Source organism: Mesorhizobium sp. IMUNJ 23232, assembly GCF_044326205.1.
Taxonomy (GTDB): Bacteria; Pseudomonadota; Alphaproteobacteria; order Rhizobiales; family Rhizobiaceae; genus Kumtagia.
The window spans coordinates 94,204-107,425 of sequence record NZ_JBIRCY010000013.1 but is presented as its reverse complement, the minus strand read 5'-3'; the positions used below and the strand labels follow the sequence as shown (position 1 = coordinate 107,425).

Below are 13,222 nucleotides of genomic sequence, written 5' to 3'. Positions count from 1 at the left end.
GGACATCTCCCCCGCAAGGGGGGAGATTGGCAGCGTCGGCCTTGCAGCTCCTTCTGAAACGTTGGCGGTTGGCGAAAGCCGAGCGGCCGGCTCAATCTCCCCCCTTGCGGGGGAGATGTCCGGCAGGACAGAGGGGGGTGCGAAGGGGCGCTCGCTTTAATCCGTGCAATAAACGGGGGCCGGCATGATCGGCTCGCTCGTCCGGAACGCCGGCTTCGCGCTGATCCTTCTGGTGGTTCTGCTCGCCGTCAACCTCGTGCTCAACCCGGCGCGGTTTCATCCGGCCGCCTGGGGCACGCTGATCGGGCTGGCGGCGCCGCTAATCGGCGCGGCGGCCGCCTCGGCGCCGGTGATCCTGGCTGGCCGGGGCGGCATCGATATTTCCGTCGGGCCGCTGATGGGCTTCGTCAACGCGATCGTGATTCAGGCGCTGTTCCTCAAGGCGGGCATCTCCTCGCCCCTAATCATCCTGCCGGCCGCACTTCTGGTCGGAGCGGCGGTGGGTGCTGCCAACGGCTTCATGGCGACGGTGCTGCGCATCCAGCCGATCGTGGCGACACTCGGCACCTATCTGATCCTCGCCGGCGTGACGCTGACCATACTGCCGGCGCCGGTCGGGCCGGCGCCGGCCTGGCTGAAGGCGATGGCCGGACCGATCTCCATCCTGCCGTTGGCCGCGATCTTTTTTGCCTGGTGGCTTGCGCGCCAGACGCCTTACTACGACCAACTCATGGCTGTCGGCAGCGACGACCGCGCCGCCTATACGGCCGGCGTGCCGGTCACAAAAGTGCGGTTCATCGCCTATGTGATCACAGGCATTCTGGCGGCGGTCGCCGGCCTGATGCTGACCGCGCTGATCGGCTCGGCCGATCCGAACATCGGCCCGACCTACACGCTGATTGCCATCGCGGCGGTGGCGCTGGGCGGCGTCAGCCTCGCCGGTGGGAAGGGCGGGCTGGCGGGGGCGGCCATCGGCGCCGTCGACATCTTCCTGCTGCAAAGCCTGCTGACCGCCTTCAACGTCTCGACCTATGTGTTGCAGGTCGCCTATGGCACGATCCTGGTCGCCGCCGTCATGCTGACCGCCGTGCAGGAACGCCTGTCGGCCAGGAGGGCCGCGCGATGAGCTTCGACCGCGCCTTTTTCGCCAGCACCAACGGCCGCATCGCCGGCGCCTTCGCCGTCGCCATCCTGCTGCATGTCGCAGGCACGCTGCTGATCCCTGGCTATTCCGCGCCTTTCGCCATCCGCGCCATCCTCGTGCTGGCGGCACTTCTGGCGGTGGCTTCGATCGGCCAGACGCTGGTGGTGATTCTGGGCGGCATCGACCTGTCGATCCCGTTTGTCATCGGCTTCGCCAATGTCGTGGCGGCGCAACTCTACGGGCAGGGGTGGAATTTTGTGCTCGTCTGCGGTGTGGTCGGCGTGCTGGCGCTTCTCATCGGCGGTCTGAACGGCCTGATCTCGCGGTCGCTCAACATCCATCCGCTGATCGTCACGCTGGGCATCGGTATGATCGTACAGGGGCTGGTGCTGCTGTGGACGAAGGGGTTTCCGTCGGGCTCGGCGCCGCCCGCCGTCTCGGCCTTCGTGTCGATCGGCGGCTCGGTCGGCCCGCTTCCCGTTCCGTGGCTGGTGCCCTGCGTCGCCGTGCTGACGGCGCTGATCGCACTGGTGCTGGCGCGCACGCCCTACGGACGGCGACTCTACGCGCTGGGCAGCAATCCGGGCGCCGCACCGCTGGCACTCATCGATCCGGTAAAAATGTGGGCGATGACCTATGCGGCCAGCGCTTTCTTCGCGGCGGTGGCCGGCGTGCTGCTGCTCGGCTTCACCGGCTCGGCCTATGGCGACGTCGGCCAGCCCTATCTGTTCCAGACCATCGCTGCAGTGGTGGTGGGCGGCGCCGCGCTTGTGGGCGGGCGGGGCAGCTATCTCGGCACCATCGCCGGCGTGCTGGTGCTGACCGAGATCAACACGCTGTTGATCGGGCTGGGTTTCCAGCCGGCGGCGGTGCAGGCGGCGCTCGGGCTGATCATCGTGATGCTGGTCTCGCTCTATGGCCGCGAGCGGCATGTGAGCACCACGATATAGGATCTATTCCGCTGCCAGTGTGGACGGCTCGATGCCGAGTCGCTTCAGTACGTCGAGGAGCGTTTCGACGTCTGGCTCGGTATCGTCGACCAGCGCTTCGTACAGCTTCTCGCGCGGTATGCCGGCCTCCTGCGCGATGCTGGTCATGCCGCGTGCGCGCGCCACCACGCCGATTGCATGGGCAATATAGACGGCATTGCCAGTTTCCATCGCATCGGCCAGCAACTCGCGCTGCGACTCGTCGCTGCCGAGATACTTCGAACTGTCGAATGGATATGTCTTGAGCGGCATTCATATCTCCTTGGCGAGCGTCAGCGCGCGTCGGATGTCGCGTTGTTGCGTGGACTTGTCGCCACCGCATAACAGGACAATGAGTCTACTCCCGTGGCGAAAGAACTGAACAACCCTCGCCTGCAAGGCGAGGGGTTCGAGGACAGGGTCGATTTGAAATCGACTGCTCTGTGGATAGGGCGAGCCGAACGATCGGCCAATCGTCCAACATCGCTGTTGCTCTTGGGAGTTGTCGCTTCGCGACTTCCTTGTCCTTCCCGTCGCCTGAAGGCGAGGGCTTTGCATCCCCGAGGGATAGTAAAGGCGGTACCCTGGTCCGTAGTCGATGCGCATCTCACCAATGCCATCGAAATATTTCACGTCACCCAGCATTCCTGCCCTTGCCCGGTCGATACGCTGCAAGATGCGGTTTCTGGCACGATTATCGGCTAGATCACCCACCCAAGCTACGAATTCCGCCGTCCGGGCGATTTCGAACATCTGAAGGGTGACCCTCTTAGGCCGAAGTTGATTGTGCTTGCAGAACCCTACAACCCCCACACCCTCTTCGCATTCCCTGAAAACAGCTTCGTCCGCTCCTCCGCGCTGGCGCCGGCTACCAGCGCTTGCGTCGCCGCCAGCCACGTCGACAGCCCGCCGCCAAGCGTGCAGACCGGCCAGTCGCTGCCCCACACCACGCGGTCCCAGCCGAACACGCCGATCGTGTGCTCGACATAGGGGCGCAGCGTCTCGACCGTCCAACTGTCCGAATCGGCGTAGGCGACCACACCGGAGATTTTGCCAACGACATTGGGGCGCTTGGCGATCTCGCTCATGTGCTCGCGCCAGGGGTGCTCGGCGTTCGCCTTGATGTCCGGCACGCCGCAATGGTCGAGTACGAACTGCACATCAGGCGCCAGGTCGATCAGTTCGATCGCCTTGGGAATCTGGTGCGGCAGCACGCAGAGGTCGAAGGTCAGCCCGGTGCCTTTCAGCCGCTGGACATTCTCGCGGAATAGCGCGCCCTCGGACACGTCGTCGGACACGACATGCAGCACGCGGCGAAACCCCTTGACGAATTTCGTCTCGCGCACCCGTTCCAAATATTCGGCGAAGCCCGGGTCTTCCGGGCGGCAGGCGGCAATCGCTCCGCGCAGCAGGCTGCCGGGCGCGCGCGCCTTGCGCGCCACATAGGCGGTCTCGGCCTCGATGTCCTCGGGTGCGACGTCGACTTCCATGTGCAGCGTCTGCGAAATGCCGCCGCGCCTGGCCTCCCGCGCGTACTCCTCGTAGGAAAAATCGCGGTTCAGCGCCGGAGCGCCGGAAAGCCACGGATAGCGCAGCGCCGACTGGTCGACGATGTGCAGATGGGTGTCGATGATCATTTTGGTCCTCCCTGACCTGTAGGCTCGCTGCTCACAGAGGAATTGAGCCTTCAAATAAGAATCTGGGTTGGCAACTCTACAAGACTTGCGTGACGTCCGAGCCCGCCAGCCGCGACAACTGCTCGGCGGTTGCCAGCAACAGCTCGATGGTCTGCGTGATATCAGGCGCCGAGGCCAGGTTGACCAGCGTGATATAGGGCACGGTGAGGGCCGCGATAGCCTTGCCGTCGGGGCCGAGGACGGGGGCCGAGAGGTTGTAGACGCCGGCGGTCTGCAGGCTCGCCATCATCTCGTAGCCGCGGTCGCGGATCTGGTCGAGCCGGTTGAAGAATTCCGGCGGCTGCGCCGGCTTCTCCGTGCTGCGCAGATGCTCGGAGATCATCATCTGCCGCTCTTCCTGCGAGCGGAAGGCGAGCAGCACATGGCCGGAGCCGGTGTCGAACAGGCTGATATGCGAGCCGACGCGGATCGAAATTCCCCAGTATCCCGGCGCCTCCTGCTGGGCGATGACCACGGCCGAGCCGCGATCGAACACGACGAGCTGGTTGGCCTGCCGCGAGGTTTCCGCCAGTTCGCGCATCAGCGGCGTAGCATAGGAGACTAGCCGGCGCACCGGCGCGTGCAACTGCGCCAGGCCGAACAGTTTCAGCGTCAGCGAATAGCGGTCGCCGTCGGGCTTGGTCACGTAGCCGCGTTTCACCAGCCGGTCGAGCATGCGGTAGAATTCGTTGGGGCTGCGGCCGAGCTGCTTGGCGATCTCCGCTTGCGTCAGCCCGCCATCGACGCCGGCCAGCAGTTCCAGGATGTCGAGGCCCTTGTCGAGCGCCGGCGCGCGATAGCGGTCCGATTCCTCGTCTTCCATGGCAGGTCCTCCCCTGTGAATTCTTGCCTGCATATACGCACAAAGCAATCGGCAAAAGCAATTGGCGCTTGACCGATCCGTGAAAATGATCTTTGTATATGAATGAAGCGCTCATTCGTGGGACGCTTCCGTTTTGACGCGGCGTGGCCGCGCCCCAAGGGAGGATCGGATGAAGAGACTGCTTTCCGGCGTGTCGGCCGGGGTGATTGCATTGGCGCTTGGCGCCGGCGCGGCTTTCGCGCAGGACCTGCCGGGCAAATTCGAGGGCGTCACCATCGACGCCAAGCTGATCGGCGGCCAGCAGTACGAGGCGCTCTATGCGCGCATCGCCGATTGGGAGAAGGCGACTGGCGCAAAAGTCAACGTCATCTCCAAGAAGAACCATTTCGAGCTCGACAAGGAGATCAAGTCGGACATCGCCACCGGCTCGATTTCCTGGTGCGTCGGCTCCAACCATTCGTCCTTTGCGCCGCAATATCCGGGCATCTACACCGACCTGACGGCGCTGCTGCCGAAGGCCGAGGTCGACGCCTTCGTGCCCGCCAACATTGCGGCATCGACCATCGACGGCAAGCTGGTGATGCTGCCGCGCGCCCAGTTCGACGTGTCGGCACTGTACTACCAGAAGAGCCTCTACGCCGACGAAGCCAAGAAGGCCGCCTACAAGGCGAAGACCGGCGAGGAACTGACCCCGCCGGACACCTGGGAAGAGGTGACGAAGCAGGCGGAGTTCTTCGCCTCTCCGCCGGATTTCTACGGCACCCAGTTCGCCGGCAAGGAAGAGGCGATCAACGGCCGCTTCTACGAGATGGTCATCGCCGAGGGCGGCGAATATCTCGACAAGGACAAGAAGCCGGTCTTCAATTCGGAAGCTGGCGTGCGCGCGCTCGACTGGTTCGTCAATCTCTACAAGGCCAAGGCCGTTCCAGCCGGCACCACCAACTACCTCTGGGACGATCTCGGCCAGGGTTTTGCCTCGGGCACCGTGGCGTTGAACCTCGACTGGCCGGGCTGGGCCGGCTTCTTCAACGACCCGAAGGCGTCCAAGGTCGCCGGCAATGTTGGCGTGAAGGTTCAGCCCAAGGGTTCGTCGGGCAAGCGTACCGGCTGGGCCGGCCATCACGGCTTCTCGGTCACCGAAAGCTGCGCCAGTAAGGAGGCCGCCGCCTCGCTCGTCTGGTGGCTGACCAACGAGGACAGCCAAAAGCTGGAGGCCGCCGCCGGCCCGCTGCCCACCCGCACCGCTGTGTGGGAATGGGACATCCAGCAGGCCAACGGCGATCCCTACAAGACCGAGGTTTTGAAGGCTTTCCAGGAAGCCGCCGCGAACGCCTTCGCCGTGCCGCAGACGCCGTCCTGGATCGAGATCTCCAACGCCGTCTATCCGGAGCTGCAGGCCGCCATCCTTGGCGACAAGACCTCCAAGCAGGCGCTTGACGACGCGGCCGCCAAGGCGACGCAGATTCTTGAGGACGCCGGCGAGCTGTAGAGCGCGTACCTTACCCTCCCCCTCGTGGGGAGGGTGGCCCGCAGGGCCGGGTGGGGTCTAACGGTATCCTCGTTCCGGTTCACCCCCACCCCGTCTCGCAGGCTTCGCCTGCTCGCCGACCCTCCCCACAAGGGGAAGGGTGAGGCTGCCGCTCCGCCGGCGCTATGACGACAGGACCCCGATGAAAGGCTGGAGACCCACAGCGCCGACACTGCTTCTCCTGCCGGCGATCGTCGTGCTGGCGGCGGTGGTTGTCGTGCCCTTGCTGCTGTCCTTCTATTCCAGCTTCACGTCGTTCCGGCTCACCAAGCCCGAGACGTTTTTCGTCTTCGTCGGCTTCCGCAACTACGTCTCCATCCTTTCCGACTGGAATTTCTGGGTCGCCTTCGGCCGCACCGTGCTGCTGCTGACCGTCGCGCTCAATCTCGAAATGCTGCTCGGCCTCGGGCTGGCGCTGCTGGTCGAGAAGGCGAGCCGTGGCCAGCGCGTGCTGCGCACGCTGATGATGTTCCCGATGATGTTCTCGCCGATCCTCGTCGGCTTCCAGTTCAAGTTCATGTTCAACGACAATATCGGTCTGGTGAACAACGCGCTGCAGGCGCTTGGCCTGACCGATCAGGCGATCCCTTGGCTGATCGAGGGGCATCTGGCCTTCATCGCCATCTCGGTCGCCGAAATCTGGTCGTCGACCTCGGTCTTCGCCATCCTCATCCTCGCCGGCCTGCTCGCCATGCCGAAGGAACCGATCGAGGCGGCGCGCGTCGACGGCTGCACGCCGTGGCAGACTTTTCGCTATGTTATCTGGCCGTTCGTCATGCCGTTCGCCTATATCGCCATGACCATCCGCTCGCTTGATGTGGCGCGCGCCTATGACATCGTAAAAATCATGACCGATGGCGGCCCGGCCGGCCGCACCGAGCTTTTGTGGACGCTGGTCGCCCGCACCGCCTACAGCGACGCGCGCATGGGGCTGGCCAACGCCATGGCCTATTTCTCGATCCTGCTGTCGATCTTGTTCACCGTCTACTTCTTCCGGAAGCTGGCCGCCGCCCGCTCTCAGATCGGCGCCGAGTGGTGACGATGGACGAGAATGCCTCCGCCGTGCTCAAGCGCCGCATCCTGAAGGTCGCGCATCTCGCCGGCCTGTTCCTGGCGATGCTGATCATCTGCATGCCCGGCCTGTGGATCGTGGTGTCGTCGCTGCGGCCGACGGTCGAGATCATGGCCAAGCCACCGGTATGGATCCCGCAGGAACTGTCCTTCGACGCCTATGTCTCGATGTTCTCCGGCATCGGCAAGGGCGGCATCCCGGTGCTGGAATATTTCCGCAACTCGCTGATCATCTCGGTGACCTCGACAGTGATCGCCGTCGCCATCGGCATGGCCGGCGGCTACGCCTTCGCCCGCTACCGGTTTCGCGGCAAGTCCGGCATGTTTTTGGGCCTGATGCTGACGCGAACGGTGCCCGGCATCGCGCTGTCGCTGCCGCTGTTCTTCGTCTATGCGCGGCTCGGCATCATCGACACGCATTTCGGCCTGATCCTGGCCTATGTGGCGCTGAACATCCCCTTCACCATCTGGCTGATCGACGGTTTCTTCCGGCAGGTGCCGAAGGATCTGGCGGAGGCCGCGCAGATCGACGGCTGCACGCCGTGGCAGGCATTCTGGCAGGTCGAGTTCCCGCTGGCTGGGCCGGGCATCGCCTCGGCTGGCATCTTCGCCTTCCTGACCTCGTGGAACGAGTTCGCACTCGCCTCGCAACTGACGCGATCGGTCAACTCCAAAACCTTGCCTGTCGGCCTGCTCGACTACACCTCCGAATTCACCATCGACTGGCGCGGCATGTGCGCGCTGGCCGTGGTGATGATCGTGCCGGCGCTGACCCTCACCTTCATTGTCCAGAAACATCTCGTCGGCGGCCTGACCTCGGGCGCGGTCAAAGGATAGTCCCATGGCCACGGTCACACTCAAGAAACTCGAAAAACGCTACGGCGCCACGCCGGTCGTGCATGGCATCGACCTGGAGATCGCCGACCGCGAATTCATCTGCCTGGTCGGCCCGTCCGGCTGCGGCAAGTCGACGACCCTGCGCATGATCGCCGGGTTGGAGCCGATCTCCGGTGGCGAGATCAGGATCGGCGGCAAGGTGGTCAACGAACTGCCGCCGCGCTCGCGCAACATCTCGATGGTGTTCCAGTCCTACGCGCTTTACCCGCATATGACCGTGCGCGAGAACATGGGTTTCTCGCTGAAGATCGCGGGGCGGCCGCAGCCGGAGATCGACAAGGCAGTCGCGGAAGCCGCTGGCATCCTCGGACTTGAACAGCTTCTCGAACGCCGCCCGTCGCAGCTTTCCGGCGGCCAGCGCCAGCGCGTCGCCATGGGCCGGGCCATCGTGCGCAACCCGCAGGTCTTCCTGTTCGACGAGCCGTTGTCCAACCTTGACGCGAAACTGCGCAGCCAGGTGCGCACGGAGATCAAGAAGCTGCACGCCCGCATGCAGACCACCATGATCTACGTCACCCACGACCAGGTCGAGGCGATGACCTTGTCGGACCGTATCGTCATCATGCGCGATGGCCATATCGAGCAGGTCGGCACGCCCGACGAGGTGTTCAAGCGCCCCGCCACCCGCTTCGTCGCCGGCTTTATCGGCTCGCCGCCGATGAACCTTTTCGAAACGACCGTCGCGGATGGCAAGCTGGCTTTCCCCGGTGGCGCGACACTCCCGCTGCCGGCGCGCTTCCGGCAGAACGTGACGGCCGGCCAGAAGGTAATCTTCGGCCTGCGCCCGGACGACGTCTATCCGGCCGGCCACGGCCTGCATGCCGGCGATGCAGCCGACCTGCATTCGGCTGACTTCCAGGTCGCGGTCACCGAACCGCTCGGTAATGAGACGCTGGTCTTCGCAAGTTTCGACGGCAAGGAGTGGGTGTCGCGCATGCTGAACCCAAAACCGTTGAAACCGGGGGAGCGGATCGCGATGAGTCTGGACCTAAGCCAGGCGCATCTGTTTGATGCCGCGACCGGCAAGACGCTGAGGAAATAGGGGGAGGAGACCGATGGCGAGGATCGAAAAAGTCGAATTGCGGATGGTGGACCTCGTTCCCAAGGTCGTGCGCACGGACGCCATCCAGAGTTTCGTCAGCCAGGAAACGCCGATCGTCACCATAACCGATTCCGATGGGGCGACCGGCACCGGCTATTCCTACACAATCGGCACCGGCGGCTCGTCGGTGATGCGGCTGCTCGCCGACCACCTCGCTCCACGCATCATCGGCGACGACGCCGACATGATCGAGGCGATCTGGCACAAGCTGGAATTCGCCACCCACGCCACCACAATCGGCGCGATCACGGCAATCGCGCTCTGCGCCATCGATACTGCGCTCTGGGATCTGCGCGCCAAGAAGCAGGGCCTGCCGCTGTGGAAACTGGCCGGCGGCGCCAAGGACCGCGCGCCGCTTTATACGACCGAAGGCGGCTGGCTGCACATCGAGCCGGAGGCACTGATCGAGGACGCCCTGGCCTCAAAGGAGAAGGGTTTTCGCGGCTCGAAATTCAAGATCGGCAAGCCAAGCGGCGCCGAAGATTTCGCCCGCCTGTCGGCGGTGCGCAAGGCGGTCGGCGACAGCTACGAGATGATGACCGACTGCAACCAGGGTTTTGCCGTCGACGAGGCGATCCGCCGGGCAGGGCGGCTGCGGGATCTCGACCTCGCCTGGATCGAGGAGCCGCTGCCGGCCGACGACATAGACGGCCATGTGCGGCTGAACAACTCGACGTCGACGCCCGTCGCCATCGGCGAGTCGCTCTATTCGATCCGCCATTTCCGCGAATACATGCAGAAGGGCGCCTGCTCGATCGTGCAGGTCGATGTCGGCCGCATCGGCGGCATCACGCCCTGGCTGAAGGTCGCGCACGCTGCGGAAGCCTTCGACATGCCGGTCTGCCCGCACTTCCTGATGGAACTGCATGTCAGCCTGGTCTGCGCCATCCAGAACGGCAAATATGTCGAGTATATTCCGCAGCTCGACGACCTGACCGGCAAGCACATGGAGATCGTCGACGGCCACGCGCTGGCGCCCTCCGAACCCGGCATCGGCATCGACTGGGATTGGGACGTCCTGAAGAGGCTGAGCGTTTCCGAGTTCACCAAAGAGATTTCGGGGAGGAAATGACATGCGGCGCATGGGAAGCATTCTGGGCATCAAGCCCGAGGCGATCGCCGAGTACAAGCGCATCCACGCCGATGTCTGGCCGGAGGTTCTGGCGACCATCGCCGCCTGCGGCATCAGGAACTACACGATCTTCCTGAAGGAGCCGGAGAACCTGCTCTTTGCCTATTTCGAATATCACGGCACGGATTTCGCCGCCGATTCCGCCAACATGGCCGCCGACCCGAAGACGCAGGAATGGTGGTCGATCTGCATGCCCATGCAGGCTCCGCTCGAAACCCGCAAGGATGGCGAGTGGTGGGCGCAGATGGAAGATGTGTTTCATGTGGACTAGCGCCAGCTTTTCCCTTCCCCTTGAGAAGAGGGTGGCCGCGAAGCGGCCGGGTGGGGTCGCCGCGGCAGTGCTCGGCGGCTCTTCTGGCCCCGCCGAAACAGCAGGTCCGCGCGCGGCCGCACTGACCCCCTCTGGCCGCTTCGCGGCCATCTCCCCCTCAAGGGGGAGATGAGGTTGGCGCTGTGATTTCCCTCGCCCAATCCTGGCCGGCGCCGTCCAACCCGCGTCCCGTCGTCACTTTCGGCGCCGGTTCTATCGTCGGCGACGCGCATTATCCGGCCTACCGGAAGAGCGGCGTGCCGATCGCTGGGCTCTACGACCCCGACCGCGCCAAGGCTGAAAAACTCGCCGCCGCCTGGGGCGTCAAAGCCTATGCCTCAGTGGCCGAGGCGGTGGCGGTCGAGAACGCCGTCTTCGACCTTGCCACGCCGCCCGACCGGCATGCGCAGGTGCTGGCCGCGCTGCCGGACGGCGCCGCCGCGCTGATCCAGAAGCCGATGGGTGCCGACCTTGCCGGCGCGACGGAAATCCTGAAAATTTGCCGGCAAAAGAAACTGGTCGCCGCCGTCAATTTCCAGCTCCGCTTTGCGCCGATGATGCTGGCGCTTAAGGACGCCATCGCAAAAGGGTTGCTGGGGGAAGTGGTCGATTTCGATGCCTGGCTGGCGCTCGACACGCCCTGGCACCTGTGGGAATTCCTGCTCAAGGCGCCGCGCGTCGAGATCGCGCTGCATTCGATCCACTACCTCGACCTGATCCGCCAGCTTCTCGGCGATCCGAGCGGCGTGCACGCCAAAACGCTCGGTCACCCCAACCACACGGTGGCGCAGACGCGCACCAGCGCCATGATCGACTATGGCGAGCGGCTGCGCTGCAACCTGTCGATCAATCACGACCACAAGTTCGGCCGAAAATACCAGGCCTGCGAGTTCCGCGTCTGCGGCACCGAGGGCGCGGCCTATCTCAAGCTCGGCGTCAATCTCGACTATCCCAGGGGCGAACCCGACATTCTGGAAATCTTTCCGAAGGGCGGCGATGGTTGGGTGAACGTGCCGCTCAGCGGCACCTGGTTCCCGGACGGCTTTGTCGGCCGCATGGCCAATCTGCAGCGTTTCGTTGCCGGCGAGGATTCCGAGCTGGTAAGTTCGGTCGAGGACGCCTGGAACACCATGGCGCTGGTCGAGGCGGCCTACCAATCAAGCGCCGCGCCGGCCACGCCCCTAGCTGAAAGGCCCTGAGATGGAGCAGGTCACCTATTTCGAGGACTATGAGATCGGTTTTTCGCGCACGACCCTGGGGCGCACGATCACCGAGACCGATTTCGTTGTCCATGCCGGCCACACCGGCGATTTCTTCCCGCATCACATGGACGCCGAATACATGAAGACGACGCCGTTCGGGCAGCGCATCGCCCACGGCACCATGGTGTTTTCCATCGGCGTCGGGCTCACCGCCAGCGTCATCAACCCGGTCGCCTTTTCCTACGGCTACGACCGGCTGCGTTTCATCCGTCCGGTCTTCATCGGCGACACGATCAAGACGCGCGCCACCATCACCGCCAAGGAGGACGATCCGAAGCGCCCGGACGCGGGCCGCGTCATCGAGCGCAACGAGGTGATCAACCAGCGCGGCGAGGTCGTGCTGGCGGCGGACCACATTTATGTCGTCGAGAGGCGCCCGAAGGGCGCTTGATAGAAACAGTACAGGCTTGCGGAGGGTGAATGGTGAGTGACCGCCACGATTGCTTGCTTGACTAGCTGGCTATCAATCGCCCGATCCATTCACCATTCACCATTCACCATTCACCATTCACCATTCACCATTCACCACCGCCGGCGACGGACATTTCGAAAGGCGAAAACCATGACAGACCTCACCGGAAAGATCGTCCTCATCACCGCCGCAGCGCAGGGCATCGGCCGCGCCTCGGCGCTCGCCTTTGCGCGCGCGGGTGCCATCGTGCATGCCACCGACATCAACGAGAAAGCACTCGCCGAGCTAGGCGGCGAGAAGAATATTTTGACCCAAAAACTCAATGTGCTGGACGATACCGCCGTCGCGGCGGCGGTTGCCGAGATTGGCCGAGTGGACGTTCTGTTCAACTGCGCCGGCTTCGTCCATGCCGGCTCGATCCTGGACATGCCGGACTCCGATCTCGACTTCGCCTTCGACCTCAATGTCCGCGCCATGGTGCGCACCATCCGCGCCGTGCTTCCGGGCATGCTGGAGCGCGGTGACGGCGCCATCGTCAACATGGCTTCGGTCGCTTCCAGCATGAAGGGCGTGCCGAACCGTTTTGCCTACGGCGTCACCAAGGCGGCCGTCATCGGGCTGACCAAATCCGTCGCCGCCGACTATGTCGGAAAAGGTATCCGCTGCAACGCCATCTGCCCCGGCACCGTCGAGAGCCCGTCGCTCCAGGACCGCTTGCGCGCCCAGGGCGACTATGACGCGGCGCGTGCCGCCTTCATCTCGCGCCAACCGATCGGCCGCATTGGTTCGCCGGAAGAAATCGCCGACCTCGCCGTCTATCTCGCCGGCGCGACTTACACGACCGGCCAGGCCTATGCGATCGACGGCGGCTGGACCATCTGAGCCGGACGAAGTTTC

At 64.2% G+C, this 13,222-nt stretch carries 15 protein-coding genes; 11 read left to right on the top strand and 4 right to left on the bottom strand.

What is annotated here, in order from left to right; all coding sequences use genetic code 11:
- Window positions 1-184 precede the first annotated feature (184 nt).
- Window positions 185-1,126, top strand: a complete 942-nt coding sequence (locus tag ACH196_RS12265; RefSeq protein WP_396647182.1) for an ABC transporter permease — start codon at window positions 185-187, stop codon at window positions 1,124-1,126.
- The gene (locus tag ACH196_RS12260; RefSeq protein ID WP_396647181.1) at window positions 1,123-2,094 is read left to right on the top strand and encodes an ABC transporter permease; all 972 of its coding nucleotides are present in this window, start codon (window positions 1,123-1,125) and stop codon (window positions 2,092-2,094) included. The genes ACH196_RS12265 and ACH196_RS12260 overlap by 4 nt, the downstream gene beginning before the upstream one ends.
- 3 nt (window positions 2,095-2,097) lie before the next feature.
- On the opposite strand, the gene ACH196_RS12255 is transcribed toward ACH196_RS12260, so the two are convergent.
- The 4 genes from ACH196_RS12255 to ACH196_RS12240 form a co-directional block, all read right to left on the bottom strand.
- Window positions 2,098-2,385, bottom strand: coding sequence for an addiction module antidote protein (locus ACH196_RS12255; RefSeq protein WP_396647180.1), 288 nt, complete (start codon window positions 2,383-2,385; stop codon window positions 2,098-2,100).
- The gene (locus tag ACH196_RS12250) at window positions 2,386-2,865 is read right to left on the bottom strand and encodes a type II toxin-antitoxin system RelE/ParE family toxin (protein ID WP_396647179.1); all 480 of its coding nucleotides are present in this window, start codon (window positions 2,863-2,865) and stop codon (window positions 2,386-2,388) included.
- Window positions 2,866-2,912: 47 nt separating this feature from the next.
- Complete coding sequence (locus tag ACH196_RS12245) at window positions 2,913-3,749, bottom strand: amidohydrolase family protein (RefSeq protein ID WP_396647178.1); 837 nt, start codon at window positions 3,747-3,749, stop codon at window positions 2,913-2,915.
- Window positions 3,750-3,825: 76 nt separating this feature from the next.
- Entirely contained in the window at window positions 3,826-4,611 is a 786-nt protein-coding gene (locus tag ACH196_RS12240; protein ID WP_396647177.1) for an IclR family transcriptional regulator, read from the bottom strand.
- Between the two features lie 169 nt (window positions 4,612-4,780).
- Between ACH196_RS12240 and ACH196_RS12235 the strand changes: the two genes are divergently transcribed.
- From ACH196_RS12235 to ACH196_RS12195, 9 genes are all read left to right on the top strand, one after another.
- On the top strand, window positions 4,781-6,100 hold the full coding sequence (locus tag ACH196_RS12235) for an ABC transporter substrate-binding protein (RefSeq protein WP_396647176.1): 1,320 nt from the start codon (window positions 4,781-4,783) through the stop codon (window positions 6,098-6,100).
- A 181-nt stretch (window positions 6,101-6,281) separates the two neighbouring features.
- Entirely contained in the window at window positions 6,282-7,178 is an 897-nt protein-coding gene (locus tag ACH196_RS12230; RefSeq protein ID WP_396647175.1) for a carbohydrate ABC transporter permease, read from the top strand.
- A gap of 2 nt (window positions 7,179-7,180) precedes the next feature.
- Window positions 7,181-8,047: a carbohydrate ABC transporter permease gene (locus tag ACH196_RS12225; RefSeq protein WP_396647174.1), complete on the top strand. Its 867-nt coding sequence runs from the start codon at window positions 7,181-7,183 to the stop codon at window positions 8,045-8,047.
- 4 nt (window positions 8,048-8,051) lie between these two features.
- Window positions 8,052-9,149: an ABC transporter ATP-binding protein gene (locus ACH196_RS12220; RefSeq protein WP_396647173.1), complete on the top strand. Its 1,098-nt coding sequence runs from the start codon at window positions 8,052-8,054 to the stop codon at window positions 9,147-9,149.
- Between the two features lie 13 nt (window positions 9,150-9,162).
- Window positions 9,163-10,281 carry a mandelate racemase/muconate lactonizing enzyme family protein gene (locus ACH196_RS12215; RefSeq protein WP_396647172.1) on the top strand — a complete coding sequence of 373 codons (1,119 nt, stop codon included), beginning with the start codon at window positions 9,163-9,165 and terminating at the stop codon, window positions 10,279-10,281.
- 1 nt (window position 10,282) lies between these two features.
- Window positions 10,283-10,612 carry an L-rhamnose mutarotase gene (locus ACH196_RS12210; RefSeq protein WP_396647171.1) on the top strand — a complete coding sequence of 110 codons (330 nt, stop codon included), beginning with the start codon at window positions 10,283-10,285 and terminating at the stop codon, window positions 10,610-10,612.
- Window positions 10,613-10,794: 182 nt separating this feature from the next.
- Window positions 10,795-11,850, top strand: coding sequence for a Gfo/Idh/MocA family protein (locus ACH196_RS12205; protein ID WP_396647170.1), 1,056 nt, complete (start codon window positions 10,795-10,797; stop codon window positions 11,848-11,850).
- 1 nt (window position 11,851) lies between these two features.
- Window positions 11,852-12,304 (top strand): MaoC/PaaZ C-terminal domain-containing protein, encoded by a 453-nt coding sequence (locus ACH196_RS12200; RefSeq protein WP_396647169.1) that lies wholly within the window; start codon window positions 11,852-11,854, stop codon window positions 12,302-12,304.
- Between the two features lie 171 nt (window positions 12,305-12,475).
- Window positions 12,476-13,207: an SDR family oxidoreductase gene (locus tag ACH196_RS12195; RefSeq protein ID WP_396647168.1), complete on the top strand. Its 732-nt coding sequence runs from the start codon at window positions 12,476-12,478 to the stop codon at window positions 13,205-13,207.
- Window positions 13,208-13,222 lie beyond the last annotated feature (15 nt).